The 18,978-nt window shown below is 67.8% G+C and carries 17 protein-coding genes and 8 pseudogenes; 14 read left to right on the plus strand and 11 right to left on the minus strand.

All coding sequences use genetic code 11. The features are described 5' to 3' along the window. Positions 1-82 precede the first annotated feature (82 nt). The 4 genes and pseudogenes from ACWIGU_RS41480 to ACWIGU_RS41495 all read left to right on the plus strand — a co-directional run bounded on the left by ACWIGU_RS41480 (position 83) and on the right by ACWIGU_RS41495 (position 3,941). On the plus strand, positions 83-817 hold the full coding sequence (locus ACWIGU_RS41480; RefSeq protein ID WP_059133328.1) for an SDR family NAD(P)-dependent oxidoreductase: 735 nt from the start codon (positions 83-85) through the stop codon (positions 815-817). 33 nt (positions 818-850) lie between these two features. Continuing rightward, positions 851-1,474: an NADPH-dependent F420 reductase gene (locus ACWIGU_RS41485; RefSeq protein WP_454407004.1), complete on the plus strand. Its 624-nt coding sequence runs from the start codon at positions 851-853 to the stop codon at positions 1,472-1,474. 22 nt (positions 1,475-1,496) lie between these two features. Continuing rightward, the gene (locus ACWIGU_RS41490; protein WP_454407163.1) at positions 1,497-2,660 is read left to right on the plus strand and encodes an MFS transporter; all 1,164 of its coding nucleotides are present in this window, start codon (positions 1,497-1,499) and stop codon (positions 2,658-2,660) included. Then, positions 2,657-3,941, plus strand: a pseudogene (locus ACWIGU_RS41495) (RNA-guided endonuclease InsQ/TnpB family protein). The gene ACWIGU_RS41490 and the pseudogene ACWIGU_RS41495 overlap by 4 nt, the downstream one beginning before the upstream one ends. Before the next feature lie 119 nt (positions 3,942-4,060). On the opposite strand, the gene ACWIGU_RS41500 reads toward ACWIGU_RS41495, so the two are convergent. Further along, positions 4,061-5,164: an Lrp/AsnC family transcriptional regulator gene (locus tag ACWIGU_RS41500; protein ID WP_454407006.1), complete on the minus strand. Its 1,104-nt coding sequence runs from the start codon at positions 5,162-5,164 to the stop codon at positions 4,061-4,063. Positions 5,165-5,287: 123 nt separating this feature from the next. On the opposite strand from ACWIGU_RS41500, the gene ACWIGU_RS41505 reads away from it, so the two are divergent. The 4 genes and pseudogenes from ACWIGU_RS41505 (at position 5,288) to ACWIGU_RS41520 (ending at position 8,682) form a co-directional block, all read left to right on the plus strand. Next, positions 5,288-6,724 (plus strand): MFS transporter, encoded by a 1,437-nt coding sequence (locus ACWIGU_RS41505; protein WP_454407008.1) that lies wholly within the window; start codon positions 5,288-5,290, stop codon positions 6,722-6,724. 152 nt (positions 6,725-6,876) lie between these two features. Next, the gene (locus ACWIGU_RS41510; RefSeq protein WP_454407010.1) at positions 6,877-8,073 is read left to right on the plus strand and encodes a M20 metallopeptidase family protein; all 1,197 of its coding nucleotides are present in this window, start codon (positions 6,877-6,879) and stop codon (positions 8,071-8,073) included. Further along, positions 8,070-8,213, plus strand: a complete 144-nt coding sequence (locus tag ACWIGU_RS41515; RefSeq protein WP_454407012.1) for a hypothetical protein — start codon at positions 8,070-8,072, stop codon at positions 8,211-8,213. Before ACWIGU_RS41510 ends, ACWIGU_RS41515 begins: the two co-directional genes overlap by 4 nt. A 132-nt stretch (positions 8,214-8,345) precedes the next feature. Next, positions 8,346-8,682: pseudogene (locus tag ACWIGU_RS41520) on the plus strand (transposase). A gap of 8 nt (positions 8,683-8,690) precedes the next feature. Here the strand turns inward: ACWIGU_RS41520 and ACWIGU_RS41525 are convergent. Together ACWIGU_RS41525 and ACWIGU_RS41530 are read right to left on the minus strand one after the other, a co-directional pair. Continuing rightward, the gene (locus ACWIGU_RS41525) at positions 8,691-9,002 is read right to left on the minus strand and encodes a hypothetical protein (RefSeq protein ID WP_454407014.1); all 312 of its coding nucleotides are present in this window, start codon (positions 9,000-9,002) and stop codon (positions 8,691-8,693) included. A gap of 392 nt (positions 9,003-9,394) precedes the next feature. Next, positions 9,395-9,916 carry a hypothetical protein gene (locus ACWIGU_RS41530; protein ID WP_454407016.1) on the minus strand — a complete coding sequence of 174 codons (522 nt, stop codon included), beginning with the start codon at positions 9,914-9,916 and terminating at the stop codon, positions 9,395-9,397. A gap of 121 nt (positions 9,917-10,037) precedes the next feature. On the opposite strand from ACWIGU_RS41530, the gene ACWIGU_RS41535 reads away from it, so the two are divergent. Next, positions 10,038-10,322 (plus strand): hypothetical protein, encoded by a 285-nt coding sequence (locus tag ACWIGU_RS41535; protein ID WP_454407018.1) that lies wholly within the window; start codon positions 10,038-10,040, stop codon positions 10,320-10,322. Between the two features lie 276 nt (positions 10,323-10,598). Here ACWIGU_RS41535 and ACWIGU_RS41540 read toward each other — a convergent pair whose 3' ends face one another. After that, positions 10,599-11,411, minus strand: a complete 813-nt coding sequence (locus tag ACWIGU_RS41540) for a class I SAM-dependent methyltransferase (protein ID WP_454407020.1) — start codon at positions 11,409-11,411, stop codon at positions 10,599-10,601. A gap of 320 nt (positions 11,412-11,731) precedes the next feature. Then, positions 11,732-12,517 (minus strand): annotated as a pseudogene (locus tag ACWIGU_RS41545) (GNAT family N-acetyltransferase). A 287-nt stretch (positions 12,518-12,804) separates the two neighbouring features. On the opposite strand from ACWIGU_RS41545, the gene ACWIGU_RS41550 reads away from it, so the two are divergent. Next, positions 12,805-12,975: a hypothetical protein gene (locus ACWIGU_RS41550; RefSeq protein ID WP_454407022.1), complete on the plus strand. Its 171-nt coding sequence runs from the start codon at positions 12,805-12,807 to the stop codon at positions 12,973-12,975. A gap of 278 nt (positions 12,976-13,253) precedes the next feature. Beyond that, entirely contained in the window at positions 13,254-13,454 is a 201-nt protein-coding gene (locus ACWIGU_RS41555) for a DUF6381 family protein (protein WP_454407024.1), read from the plus strand. Positions 13,455-13,728: 274 nt separating this feature from the next. Here the strand turns inward: ACWIGU_RS41555 and ACWIGU_RS41560 are convergent. The 6 genes and pseudogenes from ACWIGU_RS41560 to ACWIGU_RS41585 form a co-directional block, all read right to left on the minus strand. Beyond that, positions 13,729-14,578 (minus strand): annotated as a pseudogene (locus ACWIGU_RS41560) (IS5 family transposase). Positions 14,579-14,622: 44 nt separating this feature from the next. Then, a complete protein-coding gene (locus ACWIGU_RS41565) occupies positions 14,623-14,961 on the minus strand; it encodes a hypothetical protein (protein ID WP_454407026.1) in 339 nt (112 codons plus the stop codon). A 283-nt stretch (positions 14,962-15,244) separates the two neighbouring features. Continuing rightward, positions 15,245-15,445 (minus strand): annotated as a pseudogene (locus ACWIGU_RS41570) (cold-shock protein); the annotation flags it as partial. Positions 15,446-15,611: 166 nt separating this feature from the next. Further along, complete coding sequence (locus ACWIGU_RS41575) at positions 15,612-15,755, minus strand: hypothetical protein (RefSeq protein WP_454407171.1); 144 nt, start codon at positions 15,753-15,755, stop codon at positions 15,612-15,614. A 17-nt stretch (positions 15,756-15,772) separates the two neighbouring features. Next, positions 15,773-15,967, minus strand: a pseudogene (locus ACWIGU_RS41580) (transposase); the annotation flags it as partial. Between the two features lie 33 nt (positions 15,968-16,000). After that, complete coding sequence (locus ACWIGU_RS41585) at positions 16,001-16,855, minus strand: class I SAM-dependent methyltransferase (RefSeq protein ID WP_454407028.1); 855 nt, start codon at positions 16,853-16,855, stop codon at positions 16,001-16,003. 62 nt (positions 16,856-16,917) lie between these two features. On the opposite strand from ACWIGU_RS41585, the gene ACWIGU_RS41590 reads away from it, so the two are divergent. The 3 genes and pseudogenes from ACWIGU_RS41590 to ACWIGU_RS41600 form a co-directional block, all read left to right on the plus strand. After that, positions 16,918-17,553 (plus strand): TetR/AcrR family transcriptional regulator, encoded by a 636-nt coding sequence (locus ACWIGU_RS41590; protein WP_454407030.1) that lies wholly within the window; start codon positions 16,918-16,920, stop codon positions 17,551-17,553. Between the two features lie 196 nt (positions 17,554-17,749). Further along, positions 17,750-17,881 (plus strand): annotated as a pseudogene (locus ACWIGU_RS41595) (IS481 family transposase); the annotation flags it as partial. 186 nt (positions 17,882-18,067) lie between these two features. Then, positions 18,068-18,889, plus strand: a pseudogene (locus ACWIGU_RS41600) (RNA repair domain-containing protein); the annotation flags it as partial. Positions 18,890-18,978: the final 89 nt, after the last annotated feature.

An 18,978-nucleotide genomic window follows, 5' to 3' on the forward strand; every position in this document is an offset into this window, starting at 1 on the left:
CCCGTACCGTAAGCACACAGGGCGGTGTACTTAATATCGTCGCCCCAGGTACACACGGCACCACCGACCCAAGGGAATGACTATGGGAAAGCTCGACGGCAAGGTCGCGGTCATCACCGGCGGCACCACCGGCATGGCGCTGGCCGGCGCGAAGCTGTTCGTCGACGAGGGAGCGCACGTCTTCATCACCGGCCGCCGCCAGGAGGCCCTGGACGAGGCCGTGAAGCAGATCGGCCGCAACGTCACCGGCGTCCAGGGCGACGCCGCCGACCTGGACGACCTGGACCGCCTGTACGACACCGTCAAGCGGGAGAAGGGCAGCCTCGACGTACTGTGGGCCAGCGCCGGCGGGGGCGAGCCCGCCCCGCTCGGCGAGATCACCGAGGCCCAGTTCGACACCTGGTTCGGGCTCAACGCCCGCGGCACCCTGTTCACGGTCCAGAAGGCCCTCCCGCTCTTCAACGACGGCGGCTCCATCCTCATGACCGGCTCCAACGCCTCCCTCGGCGCCTTCCCCGGCTGGAGCGTCTACGCCGGCAGCAAGGCCGTCCAGCAGGCCTGGGCCCGTATCTGGCTCAACGAGCTCAAGGACCGCCGCATCCGCGTCAACGTCCTGACCCCCGGCCAGGTCGCCACCGCCAAGCAGGAAGAACTCTTCGACGAGGCCACCAAGCGCCAGTTCGAGTCCCTCATCCCCCGCGGCCAGATGGGCCGCCCCGACGAAATCGCCACCGCCGCCCTCTTCCTCGCCTCCGACGACTCCAGCTACGTCAACGGCATGGAACTCGTCGCCGACGGCGGCACCACCGCCCTCTGAACCGAACAACACACAACCAGGGCAGGACATCTCATGAGCAACATCAGCATCATCGGCACCGGGAACATGGCCCGCACCATCGGCGCGCGGGCGGTAGCGGGCGGCAACACCGTCGAGGTCATGGGCCGCGATCAGTCCAAGGCCGCTGACCTGGCCAAGGCTCTCGGCGGCGGCGCCACGACGGGAGAATGGGGCACCGCCCCGGCCGGGGACATCGTCATCGTGGCCCTGCTGTACGACGGTGTCGTGCCGGTCGTAGCCCAGTACGGAGACGCTCTCGCGGGCAAGGTCATCGTCGACATCAGCAATCCCTTCAATTCCACGTTCGACGGGCTGGCCCACCGCGAGGAGACCTCGATCGCGCAGGAAGTCGCCAAGGCGGCCCCGGCCGGCGCCAGCGTGGTGAAGGGGTTCAACACCGTCTTCCGTCACGTCCTGGAGAAAGGTCGGCCCGACGTCTTCATCGCTGGCGACCATGCGCAGGCCAAGGCGAGTGTGGAGGCGTTCATCGAGAGCCTCGGGCTGCGCCCGCTGGACGTCGGCGGCCTGAAAATGGCGCACTGGCTGGAAGGAGCGGGCGTGGTCACGGTGGGCCTCGCCAACCACGGGGTGGGGAACTTGGACTTCGCCCTCAGCATCACCGAACTTCCCGTCTGAGCAAACGGTTGACGGGCTGCCGCTGACCTGGGCGCTGTCCGCCGAGTATGCGCCCAGGCGGTTCCGTGTCACCGGAGTGTCGATCATCATGGTCGGCTACACCCTCGGCGGTGCCGCGGGCGGCCCGCTGTCCAACCTCCTGGTCCCCGACCACGGTTGGCGCTCCGTCTTCGTGCTGGGCGGGGTCTGCTCCCTGCTCACCGTCGTGGCGGTGTGGATATGCGTCCCGGAGTCGGTGAAGTTCCTCGCGGTACGAGCCCGCGGCGGCAGCGACGAGCGGATCGCCCGCATCCTGCATCGCCTCCAGCCGGGCCTCGACCTGGCACAGGGCACCCGCTTCACCACCGGCGACCACCAGCAGCAGTCCGCAGTCAAGGGATTCGCTCTGGCAGCCCTCTTCCGCGGCCCGCTGGTTCGTATCACCCCCCTGCTGTGGCTGGTGTACCTGCTGTCCTCCGCCCTGATCTACTTCATGGTCTTCTGGACGCCGATGATCAACGAGGGGATGGGGTTCAGCGTCGACGCTGCGGCCACCATCGCGGCGGCGGCCAGCGTGGCGGGAGCCTTCGGGCAGTTCGCGATTAGCCGTTTCGTCGACCGGAAGGGCGCCGGCGTCATCCTGTGGATGCCGCTGGCCGCCGTCGTCTGCATGCTCACTCTCGGCCTGGGAGCCCTCGCTCCGACCGTGTATGTGGTGGTCGTCATCTCGGCCAAGATGTTCATCAACGGTGGTCACGGCGGCATCACCAGTATCGCCGGCACCTTCTACCCGACGGCCGTTCGCGCCAACGGGGCAGCCTGGGCCTCTTCGGTGGCCAAGGTCGGTGCGATGATCGGGTATGAACACGCGCCTGTGACGCGAACGGCGTGGAGGGGGCGAACCGGTCGGCGCATCGATCTAGCGGGCCGCGGACTGACACGGTGTCGGGTGCAGTTGCCAAAGCTCATGCCACCAAAGGGCCGGGGATTCTCCACGCCGAGTGCCGATAACCCGATTCAGCGTGCTCTTGCGAGGAACCCCGGGGGTTCACCCCCGGGAGGAATCGCATCCGGTGACGGCGATGCGGAGCATCGCCGCGACAACGGGCGCGGAGAGTCCGCAAGAAACCGGGCCGAAGTGCCCGGTGAGGAATGTGCGCTGTTCGAATGCCGGTACGTCGGGTGGCAGGTAACGTCGCGGTCGTGAAGTTGACTGTGCAGGTGAAACTCCTGCCGACGCCTCTGCAGGCGGCGGCACTTGAGGAAACCCTGCATGCCTGCAACGAGGCCGCGACCTGGGTGTCGCAAGTGGCGTTCGAGAAGGACATCAAGCGCAACTTCGCGCTGCGTGAGCACACCTACACCCAGGTCAAGGACCGGTGGGGGCTCAGAGCTCAGGCCGCCCAGCACGTCATCAAGAAGACCTGCGACGCCTACCGCACGTTGAGGGCGAACCTGCAGGCAGGAAACCTCGGCAAGCCGGGCTCGCAGCGTTACCGGCGGGCGGTCGAGAAACCGATCGCCTTCCGCCCAGCAGGTGCGCAGCCGTATGACGACCGGATGCTGTCCTGGCAGTACACAGAGCGCACCGTGTCGATCTGGACCCTGTCGGGCCGGATGAAAGAGGTGGCGTTCACAGCCGCCCCCGAACACCTGGCCCGCCTGGCCCTGTACCGCAAGGGCGAGTCCGACCTGCTGTACCGCGACGGCATGTGGTTCCTGACCGCCACCTGCGAACTCCCCGAAGCCGAACTCAACACCAGCGTCACCCAGTTCCTCGGGATCGATCTCGGAATCGTGAACATCGCCACCACCTCAGACGGTCAGATCATGGCCGGACGCCAGCTCAACCGTGGGCGCCTGCGCGAGCGCACACTGCGTACGAAACTCCAGCGTAAGAACACCCCGTCCGCCAAACGGCGCCTGAAGAAGCGGCGCCGCAAGGAGTCGCGGCGGGTGAAGGACATCAACCACAAGATCGCGAAACATGTGGTGGCCGAGGCAGAACGCACCGGACGCGGAATCGCCCTGGAAGACCTCACCGGCATCCGCGCACGGGTACGGCTTCGCAAGCCTGGGGGTACCTCCCACGCCCTTAAGGCAGTGGGGGAGGGCCACCCACTCCAGCTGGAGCTTTGCCCAGCTCGGAGATTTCATCGCGTACAAGGCCCGCAAGGCAGGGGTACCCGTGGTGCACGTCAATCCGGCGTACACCTCCCGCACCTGCGCCCAATGCGGGCACATCGACAAAGCGAACCGGGCCTCCCAGGCCCGCTTCGCATGCTGGTCCTGCGGATTTGTTGATCACGCAGACCGCAACGGCTCCCGCAACATCCGCCACCGTGCGGAAGAGTTGTGGAGATGCGGGGCGCAGTCAACCGCCCCAGACCCACCCCCGAAAACCAGGAGTGGGACAGGACGCAAACGCAGCACCACAACCAGTGGCGCCCGTTGTGCAAGCCCGGGACTTTCAGTCCCGGGTCGTTGACCCATGGACAAGGGGCAAGGGACAAGCCCTGTCCCTAACTTCGGCTCGCCCCTCCCAGCCCGGCCGCAGATCGGGCCCGGGCACGGGAGTGCTCAGCATCGGTTCCGGCAGCGTCCACGTCACACGCGATCCTTTCCACCGAGTGCTCCGGTGCGTCCTAGCTGGGGCGCGGCGATCTGAGGAAAACTCGATCTGTCTGCGGCAGGCCTGTGGGATCCCGGGCGCAGGGCGCGTCCCCGGTCGTCCAGCAGTTGGCCCATGCGCTTCACGGCCCGGAGCGCGGTGAGCCAGCGCACGATACGAACGCCGGGAAAGCGCTCGGTGAGCATCGCAGCGAACGGATGGGAGTCGCCGAGTGCGGGCAGCCACACGCTGACGACGAGGTCGGCCTCGCCGACGCAGGTGGCGACGAGCCGGGTGTCGGGCAGGGCGGCCAGAGCGCGGGCCGTCTCGTCCAGCCGCTCGGCCGGGACACGCAGCGCGAGCGTGGTGTGCACCGGCCAGCCCGCAGCCTCCCAGGCGACGTCGCAGCGCACGGCGAGCCGGCCGGACTCCAGCATCCCGCGCAGCCGTCGACGCACCGTCGGCTCGCTGATCCCGGCGGCCTCGGCGAGCGCGGCGTATGAGGCACGGCCGTCCTCGGACAGGGCGTCCACGATCCGCTGGTCGACCTGGCCGAGGAGGGTGCGGCGGTCGTGGGGTGCGGTGGTACGCGGTTCGGTCAGCTCCCGCAGGCGGCGTACCTGGGCGGGGCTGAGTGCGCGCAGCCGCCATTTGCTGCCTTCCTTGTAGAGCCGGGTCACCCAGCAGGTACTGGATTGCAGCAGTCCGTCGAGGTCCGAGTAGCGGTCCAGCATGTAGTCGGCGAAGGCGTGCCGGTCGCGCTCGGCGATCGTGAGGTGGAGGTCTCCGTCGCCCGACACCAACTCGACCGAGAGCACCTGCGGGTGTGTGGCGAGCTGTGCGGCGACGGCGGTCAGCCGGCTCGGCGTACAGGTGGCGGTGACCAGTGCGTTGGTGGGGTCGCCGAGCCGTCCCGCCAGGTCGGGGCGGTAAGCCGTGACCCAGGCCAGCCCTTCCTCGCTGAGCCGCGCCCAGTGCCGGGCGGCCGTGGACGGGCTGATGCCGAGGACCTGGCCGAGCACGTTCCAGGGGGCGCGGGGGCTGACCTGGAGCGCATGCAGCAGCTGTAGGTCGGTTTCGGACACGGTGACGGATTCCACCTGGCGGAGCGTAACAGTTGACGGATTTCGGCCAGATTCACGACCACTTCACCGCAGTGCCGCACGGTGTTCCGCAATCCCGCCACCACCGGTGCCCGTCGACTCCCCTGCCTAGGAGCCCGTATGAGCGTGTCCCCGCCTTCCCCTGCCAGAGCGCGGTCCGCACCGTCCGTCGCCCCGGTCCGCATCGGCGCCGTCGTCGGTTTTCTGGCGTTCATCGAGCTGACCAGTGGCATCTTCCAGGGCTTCCTGCCGCCGCTGCTGCCGTCGATCGCCGCGCTGCACCAGGTGAGCGCCGGCGATATCGGCCTGGTCACCAGCCTCCAACTGCTGGCCGCCGCGGTGTGCATACCGGTACTGACCAAGCTCGGCGACATGTACGGCCATCGGCTGATGCTGCGCGTCTCCCTGGCCCTCTCCGTGGCCGGTGCAGCGCTGGTCGCGTTCGCGCCGTCGTACGAACTCCTGCTGCTCGGACGGGTGTTGACCGGACCGCAGTCGGCTTGGCTGCCGCTCAACATCGCGATCACCCGCGACAAGGTGCAGGGCGATCAGGGCAGGCGTGCCATCGGCCTGCTCGTCGGCTGTCTCACAGGCGGTGTCACGCTCGGCTCCCTCATGTCGGGGTTTGCGGAGGATCTCCTGGGCGGCGTGCGTCCGGCGCTGCTCGTCCTGGTCGTGCTCGCCGCACTGTCGCTGGCCTGCGCGTTCTTCCTGGTGCCCGAAACGACGCTGCGGACGCGGCAGCGGATCGACACGGTCGGCTTCATGGGTCTGGCGCTCTCCCTGCTGCTTCTGCAGTACGGCCTGTCGCAGACGTCGAAGCTCGGCTGGGGCTCGTCCACGGTCCTCGGTTGTCTGCTCACCGGGCTCGTCGTGCTCGCAGTCTGGGCATGGTGGGAACTGCGGACCCCGGAGCCCGCTGTCGACCTGCGGGTCATCGGGCACCGCTCGATGTGGCCGGTGCAGCTCGCCGCGATGCTGTTCGCGATCGCGCTGTTCGGCTCGCAGTCCGCCAACTCGACGTTCCTGGCCACGGGCCGGGGCACGACGGGGTACGGCTTTGGTCTTGACACGACGGCGATCGCGCTGACGACCCTGCCCAGCCAGATCGCCTCGGTGATCGGCGCCTCGCTGCACTCCCGCGTCGCCGCGCGCCTCGGGTTGCACCGCACGATCGCCTGGGGCGCGGCCCTGCTCGCCGCGGGCTACGGCGTGCTGTGCGTCCTGAACGACAGCCGTACGTCCTTCGCGGTCACCGTCACGGCCGTCGGGCTCGGCATCGGCCTCATGTCCGGCGGCTTCCCCTCACTGGTGGCCGAGCGCGCCCCGGCCGGGCAGACCGGTATCGCGGCGGGCATCTACAACACCGTACGCACCCTGGCGGGCGGCATCGCGGGCGGCTTGTTCGCGGTGGTGCTCAGCAACGTGCTGCTTGCGCACTCACAGCTGCCCTCCGTGGCCGCGTACCGCATCGTCTGGCTGACCTGCGCGCTGTCGGGTCTGCTCGCGGCGGCCCTGATCCTGTTCGCACGACGCCGCACCACCGAACTGCTCTAGCGCCGCCGCACCACCGAGCACCACCGAACTGCTCTAGCGCCGCCGCACCACCGAACTGCCCCAGGGTCTGTCGTCAGAGGTGACGCCCGCCGCGCGACGTCGCCTTCGACGACAGGGCTCTGGCACCGACCCATGTGAGGAGCCGCACGACCATGACCCACTCCTTCCGCGAAGCCGCTGAGGCGATCGCCCCCGAACTGACCAGGCTGCGCCACGCGTTGCACCGCGAGCCCGAGATCGGTCTGCAACTGCCGCTCACCCAGGCGAAGGTGCTGGACGCGCTCGACGGGCTTCCGCTGGAGATCACGCGCGGCAAGGCGCTCGGCTCGGTCGTCGCCGTGCTGCGAGGCGGGCGCCCCGGCCCCGCGGTGCTGCTGCGCGGCGACATGGACGCACTGCCGCTGCAGGAGCTCGCGGACGTCCCCTACAAGTCCCGGATCGACGGTGTGATGCACGCCTGCGGGCACGATCAGCACGTGGCGATCCTGGTGGGGGCGGCGCAACTGCTGTGCGCGCGGCGGGAGGAGCTGCCGGGCACGGTGGTGTTCATGTTCCAGCCCGGTGAGGAGAGCTACGACGGGGCGCGGCTGATGATCGAGGAGGGGTTGTTGGAGGCCGCGGGCCACCCGCTCGCGGGCGCCTACTCGGTGCATGTCGCGTCCAACGGGGCCGAGTGCGGCATCTTCCATGGGCGCGCGGGGACGCAGACCGCGAGCAACGCCGAGCTGAAGGTGACCGTGCAGGGCAAGGGCGGCCACGGTTCGACCCCGTACACGGCGGCCGACCCGGTGCCGGTGGCCGCGGAGATGCTGCTGGCGCTGCAGAACCTGGTCACGCGAACCACGTCGGTCTTCGACCCGGTGGTTCTGACGGTCGGGCTCTTCCAGGCCGGCACGAAGCTCAACATCATCCCGGGGACGGCCAAGTTCGAGGCGACCGTCCGCGCCACCTCGCCGGAGGCCATGGCCGGCTTCCTGCCGCGGGCGGTGCGGCTCGTCGAGGGGATCGCCGAGGGGTGGGGCATGGCGGCGGACGTGACCGCGGAGGAGATCTACCCGGCGATGATCGCCGCGCAGGAGGCCCTGGATCTGGCTCGTGGCGTCGTGAGCGACCTCTACGGCGAGGACCGCTGGTTCACCGCGGAGCATCCCATCATGGCGTCCGAGGACTTCTCCCGCCTCACTGCCGTCGCCCCCGGCATCCAACTGGGCCTCTCCGCCTGCCCCTCCGACACCGACCCGGCGGACGCGCCCTTCAACCATTCCCCGTACGCGGTCTTCGACGACGCGGCGCTGCCGGCGGGGGCGGCGGTCCTGGCGGAGATGGCGTGGCGACGGTTGTCGTCGTGAATACGGCGAACAGCTTCCACGGGCAGTGGCAGGGCCGGCCATCCAAACTCGACGCCTTCAAGCCCTACCTGGATGACCGCTGGAATCAGGGCTGCACGAACGCCTGGACGGTGTGGGAGGAGATGGTGCCGCTCGGCTAACAGGGCAGCGACCAGCGGGTTCGCGTCTATTTCCGGGCGAAGCGGCTCTCGCCGGGCCCCGTCACGGCTCGGCCACCGTCACCCAGGGGCGTCGCCGGATGGATCCTCCGCCGGCCGGAGACCCTCACCGGGATGGAGAGCCTTCGGCTCAAGACCGTTCTGGTCCACTGCCCTGAACTGGACGCCCTCACCGGCCACGTCCGCTCCTTCGGCCAGATGCTCACCGAGCGCCAGGGCGAACGGCTGCCGCAGTGGCTCGATGCCGTCCGGCGAGACGCCCTTCCCGGCCCCCACACACGCGCCGCAGGCATCGACCGTGACCGCGATGCAGTCATCGCCGGCCTCACCCTGCCCTGGAGCTCCGGGGTCGTTGAAGGACACGTCAACAGGATCAAGATGCTCAAACGCCAGATGTTCGGCCCGGGCCGGCTTTCATCTCCTCCGTAAGCGCCTCCTGCTCTACTCGTAGAGCACAGGTCAGACCACATCATCAACGAGCTCGAAACCTTCCGGGAATCCTTCCAGGAACTCCCGTCGCGCGGGGTCGGACTCGGCTTCAGCCATTGTCCTGAGCAGGTCGATCAGTTCGCTCCGCTGGTCGCTCGACAACTGGCTGACCAGGTGGGCGACACCCTCCAGAAAATGAGCCAGAACCCGAGAGCGGGCTCCGGTTCTGGCCGAGGGCCTGGCCGTGCGCCAGGACGTCGACGTCGTGCACGTCGCCGATGACGCGGTGGCCTCGGCCGCTCGCCTCCGACGTTTCAGGCCGTTGCCGTCGGCTGCACACACCCACGGCTCAACAGACCCTCTGACGTGGTCATTCGGCCCGTGGAGAAGTACCTGGAGGTGAAGGGAGTCTTTCGCCGCCAGCTCTCGCCTTTGAGATTGGACCACTGCTCACCGTCAACGTCGTGGGAGTTCCGCTGACTTGCATTCAACGAACCGCAGCAGCAACGCTCAGAGTCTGAGCGACTCAAGCGACCCGACTTCACTGGTACGGACTGAAGCGACTCTGTGTCAGACACGGGCCCATCTCGGATGATGGACGCGCTCGCCGGCCCGGGGCGCGGGCCTGCACGAAGTGACATGGAGCGAAGTTCTTGTTGCCCGCGCTCGGCAAGGCGGCGCCCGAGGAGGACGGCTAGCTGTGCCGTCACATGACGCTGGTGCCATGGTCACGATCACTGCGCGGCGGGGTTGTTGTAGTCGTTGAGAAGGGGGCTGTGGCGTTCGGTGAGTGGGCCCACGCCGAGATCTTCACGCATGAGCTTGCGCATCATGGCAGCTGCTTTGCCGCGCGCCTCCCAACGGGCGCGATCCTCTGGACTGCTGACAGTGGTGCCGTCGATGTAGCCGTCGCAGATGCGGCGCAGGCAGTGGTACACGCTGTTGGAGGCCTTGACGACGGGTTGGGGCGCGATGAGCCACATCCGTTCTGATGCGATGGCTATGCCTGAATCCCGGAAGGCTTCGCGCAGTGCAAGCGCTCGATCGTCGTCGGAAGGGTGCTCTCGTTTGGCCAAGGCCCGTAGGGTCTCACCGAGGACCTTCACGGTGGTGGTGTACTGCGTGTAGATGTCGAGCCGCAGCCGAAGAGCTTCTTTGACATCGTCGTGCTTCCACCGATTCCGATCGGCGATGAGGGTAGCGACGATGCCGATCGCGGCACCGGCCAGGGTGGAGAGCAGTGGCAACCAATCCATGCGGGCCAGTTTGGGCCATGCCGTGACAGCGGCACCAGGCGGACTTCAAGGACGAACCACCCGACGCTGACCCGTAACCAATCTCCCGGGACAGCACAGCTAGCACGGACGCGGTCACGGAGTGATCAAACCCGCCTCACAGCCTCTGCCCGCGCTCCAGGACGTCATCAAGACCGCCGTCACCGTCATCACACTGATCGGTGTCGTCCTCGCCGGCCTGTACGCCTACCGCAAACGGCTCCTCTCCGAAGGCGACTCACATCGCGCGGACGCAGACCAGCTCGCCGAGCGGTGCTCGAAAGCGGCCGAGCAGCTCGGCCACGACCAGCGCAGTGCCGTCCCACCCCGGGCTTCACATCGGCTTTTGGGAGCACGGTGGTCCGCTCAGACCGGGTGCTTGCGGTAGTGGCAGCCGGCATTGGGCTCGGCGCCGACGTGTCATGGCGGGAAGACAGTCTCGCCGTGCTCCCGCGTCCATGTCCTGAGCACCTGCGGCCGGCGCCGCCTGCGGCCGACGCCACGTCACCGAGGCCGGACCCTATTGATCGTCCTCACGGAATGTGTGCCTGATCCAGCCTCTCGCTCAGCAGACGATCTTGTGAGGGAGGTCTGTGCTCCCAGGGGCTTCACGTCTGTCCAAGCACGGGGGCCCGCATACCCGATCTACGCTGGATCGAGTGGCTCAAGCCTTTTCGGCGCGGATCGAATAGGTGAGGGGGATCCGCGGAGCACCTTCACGATGCCGGTAGATGTCGCCGTCGTGGCGCTCAAGCGACTGGCGTTGGAGGTAGAAGGTGTGGTCGTGCTCGTGAAGGAACTGGATTCGTAGCCCAGCTCCTGCGATCGCCGAGACAACGGTCGACAGACTGTGCCGCCACTCGACGGTCTCGTTGTGCTCGGTTGTTGCCGCCTCGTCGGCGTAGGTGCCGGAGCCTCCCGAGGCTTCCGGACCTTCGTCGAAGTAGTCGTGCGTGACCGCGCTTCCCGTCTCATCGTCGAGGACGAAGCTGAAGGGATGGAACTCCGCAAGGTACAAGCACCCGGCGGGAGCCAGTAGTTCAGCGACCACCAACGCCCAGCGGCTGATGTCGGGAAGCCAGTTCAGCGCGCCGAAGCTGGCATAGACAATGTGGAAGGTCTCCCCGTCGACCGCCGAGACCGCGTCGTAGACGTCGGCGGTCAGGAAGCGTGCGTCGATGCCGAGTTCGACCGCGAGCTGTGAAGCCGCTTCGATCGCGGGCGGAGAGAAGTCCAGCCCGGTGACCTGCGCTCCTCTTGCCGCCCAGGACAGTGTGTCCCTGCCGAAGTGGCACTGCAGATGGAGCAGGCTCTTGCCCCTGACATCCCCCACCTCGGCTGTCTCGAAGTCCTTCAGCGAATCGGGCAAGGCGCGGAACCCCTCCATGTCGTAGAGGGCAGCGCTCAGATGAATGGGCACCCGCTCGTCCCAGTACGCCTTGTTCAACGCCCGCCAGTGCCCTGCCAGGTCACCCATGAACCCGGACGATACAGGGAGGCGGACTGACGCACTACGCTGCCGGACTCGCCAGCCCTTCGGCGGTCACCAGCATCTCGAACGGCTCTCGAAATCCAACTCCGGATGCGCGTGCGGGGAAGGCTCCGCCAACGCACGGTTGATCTTCGGCGCCCGCTGCGCGGCACGTGCGGGCTCTCGGCGTGGGAATGCCGCCGAGCTCAAGCGGCGATGACCCACCCCCCCCGCACGGCGTGACCTGGCGGACGGTGCGGAAGGCGCTGGATTCGTGTTGGCCGGAGCCGCGCACGAGCCGAAGCGCCTGCCAAGGCCGGCTGGGCTCAGGGCGACCAGACATACGGTGTCGTCGTAGTGACCGCGTGCAGGCCAAGACGGGTGAGGATCGGGGCGCTGTCGGCTGAAGCGTCGACGTAGACGTAGGGGACATCGCGAGCAGCAGCGAGTTGGGCTCGGTGGGCGACCAAGGCCCGGTAGATGCCCTGTCCGCGCCACTTCTTGAGCGTTGAGCCACCCCAGAGCCCGCCGAAGTCGACGCTGTCCTTGAACACCAGCCAGGCGGCGCAGACGACTTCGGTGCGTGCCTCGGCGACGAGCACAATGACGTTTTCTGGGGCGTTCTCGATCCGGGCGGCCAGGTCGTCGGCGAGCCAACCCCCAGTCCTCGCCCCAGACGACGCTCTCCATAGCGGCGATGCGCTCGAGGTCTGATCTGGCGGTGACACGGCGGAGGGTCACGCCGTCGGGCAGGACGGGGGCGGCGGCAAGGCGTGCGGACTGCCCGATGAGCACGGTCTCGCTGTCCTCGGCGACGAAGCCGGCCTCCGTGAGTCGGCCAGTGAGGTCGGCGGGAAGATCGTGGGCGCGAGTCTTCCATTCGACCGCCTCACCACGGGCAGCGTAGAAGTCACGCTGCCGCGCTATGAGCGTGTCGAGTTCTGCCCCGCACACACCGAGGTCGCGGGGCCCGTGACGAAGCCACGGTGCCAACCGACTACACGGGTCAGTGGGCCGTCCTTCTCGATGCGGGCGCTGCCGCCAGGCGGGGTGACACCACGGAGTTGGGCGTCATAAGCGCTGCGGAGTTCGTTGATCAGGATGTCCTTCACTCGAACACCGTACGGACCGGGTCAAGTGATTGAACACCGGTCGAAAACGCGAGAACACCAACGGCCGCAATCTCTCACCGAGCCACCAGAGATCAGAGACAGTACTGACCTCTGCCGCTACCGGCCGTCCCCACGCTTCTCATCCACATTCCAGAGCCGGTAGATCACCAACTGCCTCCGGCAACCGTCGACACACGCTGTTCTCAAAGATCAACGAAGCCACGGCTGCTTTCCTGGTGGGTCCCGTGCGCGGAGGGGCGCACCGGGCCTGGACGGGGGAGCAGCCCATGGTGCAGGTGAAGGAGTACGTACGCGCGGACGGCACGAAGGTCCGGGCGCACTCGCGATGGCCGCCCGGCGCCCGGCGGGAGATGAGTGTCCTGGCCACCATCGCCCTGGTGGTCGTCGACTTCGCCGGCACCACAGGGAGTGGCAGCACAGACGGCTCCGGAAAGTAGCCGGCCCGGCCCCGGTCGACGGCCGTGTATCCGGTGAAGTTCCCGGACTGGGACAGGCTGCGGCCCCGGCCGACACCGACCGTCTCGTATCCGCTCCCGGGGGACCGGGGTCACTGAGCGAGAGCACCCCACAACGTGAGCAGGGTCCGGCACGTAAGTCGTTCAGCGAGGCCTTGCCAACTGCGTAGATAACAATGGGTGATTGATCGAGATGCAGAGGGCGACGGGTCCTGTTTCTCTGATGGGGCCCGCTCTTCCTCATCACCCAAGGAGTGATCATGAGCGCTGCAGGTGAGTCCGGTCGTGCCCAGCAGACCCGTGCTCGGGCCCAGGACCTCGAACAGGCCGCGGAACGCGCCACTGACCCGCAGGAGCGTCAGCGCCTGAAGGACCAGGCCCGCCAGCTCAAGGAGCAGAGCGAGCACGCAGGCGGCACACGCACGCCGGACACCGACCAGACGGTCTCGTCCCACCGGTAGTTCCGAGCACAGACACCGGCCGGTGGCCGGCCTGCGTGCCTTCCTGGCACGCAAGTGGCCCCCGGCCGGTCACCGCTGTCTCCGCTCGGCGGTACTGCACTGCCTCAGGGTGCACCTACTATCGGGACATCGCCTTCGAGGAGACGCTGGTCCTGAATCCACGCATCGCCATCGCGATGCGGTACGCCTCGGACGAGGTCACGCTCCTCGCCGTCCAACCCGGCGGCAGCCTGCCTCCGGAGGTCAAGGCCCTGAGACGAGGCTAGGGCCCTTCTTATGGATCATAGGGCGGACCAGATGAAGATGCCGCGATGTGAAGTCCAGCTCGGAAGACTGTGGTGGTCTTCTCGTAGCGGGTGGCCAGGCCTCGCCAGTTCTTCAGGCGGTTGATGCAGCGTTCGACGGTCTTGCGTCGCTTGTAGGCCTCGCGGTCGAAGGCAGTCGGGCGGCCGCCGCAGCGGCCCGTGCGCTTTCGGTGGGCGATCTGGTCGCCGGGCTGTGGGATCACCGCCCGGATGTTGCGCCTGCGCAGGTGCTCTCGGATGGCTCGGGAAGAGTAGGCCCGGTCCGCCAGGACCACGCGGGGCCTGATGCGCGGTCGGCCGATCGCTCTGGCACGCGCAGTGCGGCCATGATGTGCTCGAACGCGGGTGCGTCGCCGGCATGGCCGGGCGTGAGGACGAAGCACAGCGGGCGGCTGCGGCCGTCGGTGGCAAGGTGGATCTTGGTGCTCAGGCCACCGCGGGAGTGCCCGATCGCATGGTGGTCGGGCTCGTCGGGCGGGGCCCCTTCTTGTGGGCCCCGGCCGCGTTCTGATGCGCACTCACGATGGTCGACTCGACCGAGACGACCCAGTCCAGATCACCCTCGCCGTCGGCCTGGGGGAGCAGGGCGGTGAAGACACGCTCCCAGGTGTCATTGATCGCCCAGTTCCGAAGCCGGGTGTAGACGCCCTTCCATGAGCCGTACTCGACGGGTAGGTGCACCCACTGTGAGCCGGTCTGAAGTTTCCACGCGATCGCGTCGATCACCCGCCGGTGATCGCGCCACCGTCCACCCCGCTTCGGCGTCCGGTCGGGCAACAACGGCTCTATTGGCGCCCACTGCCCGTCAGTCAACGGCACGACCGGACCAACGATCGCATGGTCGGAACGGCACGCTACGCGGATCAGCCGATCGCTGAAGGCCGGTCAAGGTCGAGCGCTGGGGCTGGCCCCAGATCGAACTCGCAGATCTCCATCCCGGCGAACGAAGTCCGGGCTCGGTCGAATTGCAGCCACACACGGGGCGCTTCGTCGTCGAGATGAATCCAGGTGCTGTCGGCAGAGCTGACCGGAGCCGTTCGAAGGTACGTGCAGGTCGGGCTGCACCCGCACCACCCGTGAAAACGCAACCCCGCCACGGCCTGGGCCAGGGCGGACTCACCCTCAGAGGCCAGCGCCGCATGCAGGAACGACACCAGCGCGGGATAGACGTCCGCAAGCAGCGGCGGTTCAGTCCCGCTCACGCAATCAGGCTAGCTGCCCCCAACGTGCCCGAACGGCACACCTGGCGCCCGGCTCCCCTGCACGGGACTGGTGCGTTGGGGGCAGGTTGCCCTCGAAGTCCAGGGTGAGAGTGTCAAGGGTGTCGTTGAGCCGGTACAGCACGGTGGTGATGTGCCCGGTATGGCGAGGAGTCTGAGTTGCTGGGGATGGCATCGCGTACTTCTTCGACCCTGACCTGATGGGGTCACTGACGGACGGAACGTCAGGACGAGCGTGCCCGCCCAGCCATGCAGGCGTATCTCGGCCGCGGATGATGTTCTCGGCCTGGGGCCCCTTGGTTCCCTGGCCGATGTCGAAGGAAACCGTCTCGCCTTCGCTGAGTTCGCGGTAGCCGTTGCCACAGATGTTCCTGCAGTGGGCGAAGACGTCGGGTCCGCCGCCGTCCTGCTGGATGAAGCCGAAGCTCTTTTCGCTGTTGAACCACTTCACGGTGCCGCTGGCCATTCTGCTGTCCTTCTGCAATGCCCGCTTATGGCGCGGAGTGGCATGGAAATGGATCCTGCCCGCTGATCGCGCGCAGGTCCGTCCGTCCTACCCCGGTGTCACGCCGCGTATCAGCACGCGAGACGTATCACCGTAGGCATTGCGGAGTAGGCACCAGTTGGAGGGATCAGCCGTGGTGGGTGTGTTGGGCGCCCGAGGGCCGCTTGGATGCGGCTGGCTTACCGCGCGCGGGGCGGGCGTGTGCGCAGGCGGCGTCCCAGTCGATGCCGTCCTCGGCGTCGACCTGGGCTTGGACATGCTGCAGCAGCATGTCCAAGCCCAGGTGCCGTCGGCTGACCACAGCGCGTGCCGCTTGTGGACGGTCTGCCCGGGTCCGAAGCGTTCCGGCAGCTCACGCCACTGAGCACCGGTGCCCAAATGGTGGATGCCGTTGATCACGTGGCGGTGGTCTCGCCGCCGGCCGCACCGGCTGTTGCTCACCGGCAGTAGCGGCTTCAGCAGCGCCCACTCATCGTCCGTCATATCGCCCCGGCTGATCCCTTCTGGAACGATGCGTCACTTGCTCGAAGGGATTCGCTCACGCGTCGCTGTGACAATCCAGACTGCCCCAGGGATGCAGACACCGTCTGCGGTCTCGAACTCCGCGAGCGCGTCGCGTACTTCGGCACGGACGCGGGTGATGGTTGTCGCGTCGACATTGTGCAGGTTGTAGCGCGTCGGGCCCATGGAGAAGATGAAATCGGCGGCGTTGTCCGCGTTGGTGCCGAAGGTCATGGGCGCCTCGACTGGAGCCACCTCGATGTCGGTGAACCCACTGGCGGTGAGCACATGGCGGATGCGCGCGGGGTCGAGGAGTGACCCCATACCCCTGGAGGCGGGGGATGCCTCGTGCAGGAACGGCGAGAGTGCGGCGGTCGCGCGGGCGTAGGCGCTGTCCGGGCCCGCGGGCTGCGGGCCGAGGAACGCCAGACGGCCGGCTGGCAGGAGAGCGTGGTTGAGATGGGTGAAGGCCGCGACATGGTCGGCGAAGAACATGACTCCGCCGCGGCTGATGAGGACATCGAACCCGCGGTCGGGGAATGGATGCACCTGTGCGTCGCCCTGCTCGAAGGTGCAATTGTCGAGGCCTTCCGTGGCTGCGTCACGGCGGGCGCGTTCCAGCATCGGCGCGGACAGGTCGATCCCCACCACGTTTCCGTCGTACGCCCGTTGCGCTGCAATGCGCGTCGTCTGGCCGGTGCCGCAGCCGACGTCGAGGACCCAGTCCTGTGCTGTGATGCCCGCGGCGGCGAACAGGGGTGCGTTGAACGCGCCCATCATCCCGTTGTAACGCTCTGGGCGTTCGGCCCAGAGGACGCCCTCCCAGTCGTTCCATGCTTCTGCCTGCTGACGGTTAGCGATCGTGTGCACGGCTTGCCCTCCATCGCTTAGAGTTTGCCTCTAGAGTTCAACTCTAGATATAGACTCCAGGCATGCATGAGGGCAAGGGGAAACAGGGCAACAAGGCCCAGGCGACACGGCGACGGATCATCGAGGCGGCCGGCGTGCTCTTCGTCGAGCAGGGCTACGGGGCGACAAAGTTGCAGGAGATCGCCGACCGGGCAGGCGTGGCGGTGCAGACGATCTACTTCGTCTTCCGGAACAAGCCCTCGCTGCTCAAGGAACTTGTCGATGTCGCGATCGCAGGCGACGACGAACCCGTGCCGACGATGGACCGGCCCTGGTTCGCGGAGGTCACGACCGCTCCTGACGCCGAGGCCGCACTGGTCGCACTTGTTGCCGGGACCCGCAGGACACTCGAACGCGTCGCAGCCATCAATGAGATGGTCCGCGCCGCGACGGCAACCAACCCGGAGATCCGCCAGCTGTGGCCGGATCAAGCAGACCCGCGGTACAAAGTGATCTCAGCAGCGGCGAAGTCCCTGATCAAGAAGCCAGGCACCCGCCCCGCCATCCCAGTCGAAGAAGCAGCGGACGTCATCTACGCCGTCCTCAGCCCAGAGCTCTTCCTGGTACTCACCCGCGACCGTGCGTGGCCACCGACCAAGTGGGAGCAATGGGCCTACAACACCCTCAGCTCCCAACTGTTGGTCGACAACGGGCGCTGACGAACCGAGCCGTGCGGGCCACATGGTCCGCAGTCGGCCAGCGCCAATGCATCGGGGCTCTGATCGTGATCGGGGAGACAGGCCCTAGGTGTGCCGTTCGGGCACGTTGGTGACAACAGCCGTGGTCTTGCATGGGTGAGGGCCTTCTGGGTTCGGTGGGGATTTCGACATCTACCGCCGAGTGCAGGAGGCCCTCATGTGCCACCGCAACGCGCCGCTGACTCCCACCGGCAGACTGCGTCTGGCCTGGTGCAAAGTCGAGGGCGGCTGGCCTGTGCGTCGCTCCGCCGAGCGTTTCCAGGTCAGCCACACCACGGCCAAACGCTGGCGTGGATTTCGTCGGACCAGCGCAGGCGGTGCAACACGAGTGTGACGCCGTGATGGGAGTCCGGGGCGAAAGCCGCCTCTGTCTTGCGCTCTCTTGCCGTAACCGCAGCGAGGTGGGCGGGCCGGGCGTTGATTTGCAGGGCCGACCGGGCGCGCGTCACCCTGATAGTCGAGGGCAGGTGCTGATGTGCATACCAGCGACGAGATCTACCACCGGGTGCTCTGGGACCCGCGCTTCGACCCCGAGCGGTTCGTGATGGGGGTCGCCGAGCGCGGCGCACCGCCGAAGCGGGTCCTGCTGGGCGACTTCGTGCCGGGCGGGGAGATCCCGTGGCACCGGGTGGTGTTCTTCGAGGCGGACGGCCAGGTCGTCTGGGACCGCACCTCCGGCGTCGACCGGCTCGACGAGACCCTCGTCGGGCAGGTCGGTCCCGTGCCGGCCCCGGCACCCGGCGACGTCCTCGCCGTCCCGTCGACGCACCGCACCGCCGTCGCCTGGCTGCCGCCGGCAAAGTTGTGGCCGCCGATCCAGCACATTCGCCGCGAACACGACCGGCAGATCCGCCGCTGGCCGCCGCACGTCAACGTGCTCTTCGGTTTCGTCCCCGAGGCCGAGTTCGCCCGGGCCCTGCCGCTGGTCGCCGCAGCGCTCGCCGAGACGCCGCCGTTCTCCGCCCGCCTGGCAGGCGTCCACTGGTTCGGACACCGCGAGGACGCCACCGTCTGGCTCGACCCGGCCGCCGCCGACCACGAGCCCTGGGCGCGGCTGCGGGAGTCCCTGGAGCTCCGCTTCCCGCTGTGCGGATCGCACTCGCACGGCTTCACCCCGCACCTGTCCCTGGGCCGTACCCCGGACCCGAACCGCCTCGCACACAAGGTGGAGGCCCTCCTCGGCCCTATGACGGCCCGGGTCGACGAGCTGGTCGTGCTCTCCCGGCGCGGCGACGAGCTGATGCGGGTCCGGGCCCGCGTCCTGCTCGGCAGCGGCGACGTACGTCACCCCGAGGATCCGGCCCTTCCGGGCAAGCCTCCGCCTCACCGCCCGTCCATTACTCCGAACCGCACTGAACCCGGTCTGCACGATCACGCCCGGCGCGA

It is taken from the genome of Streptomyces sp. NPDC055400, from assembly GCF_053644375.1.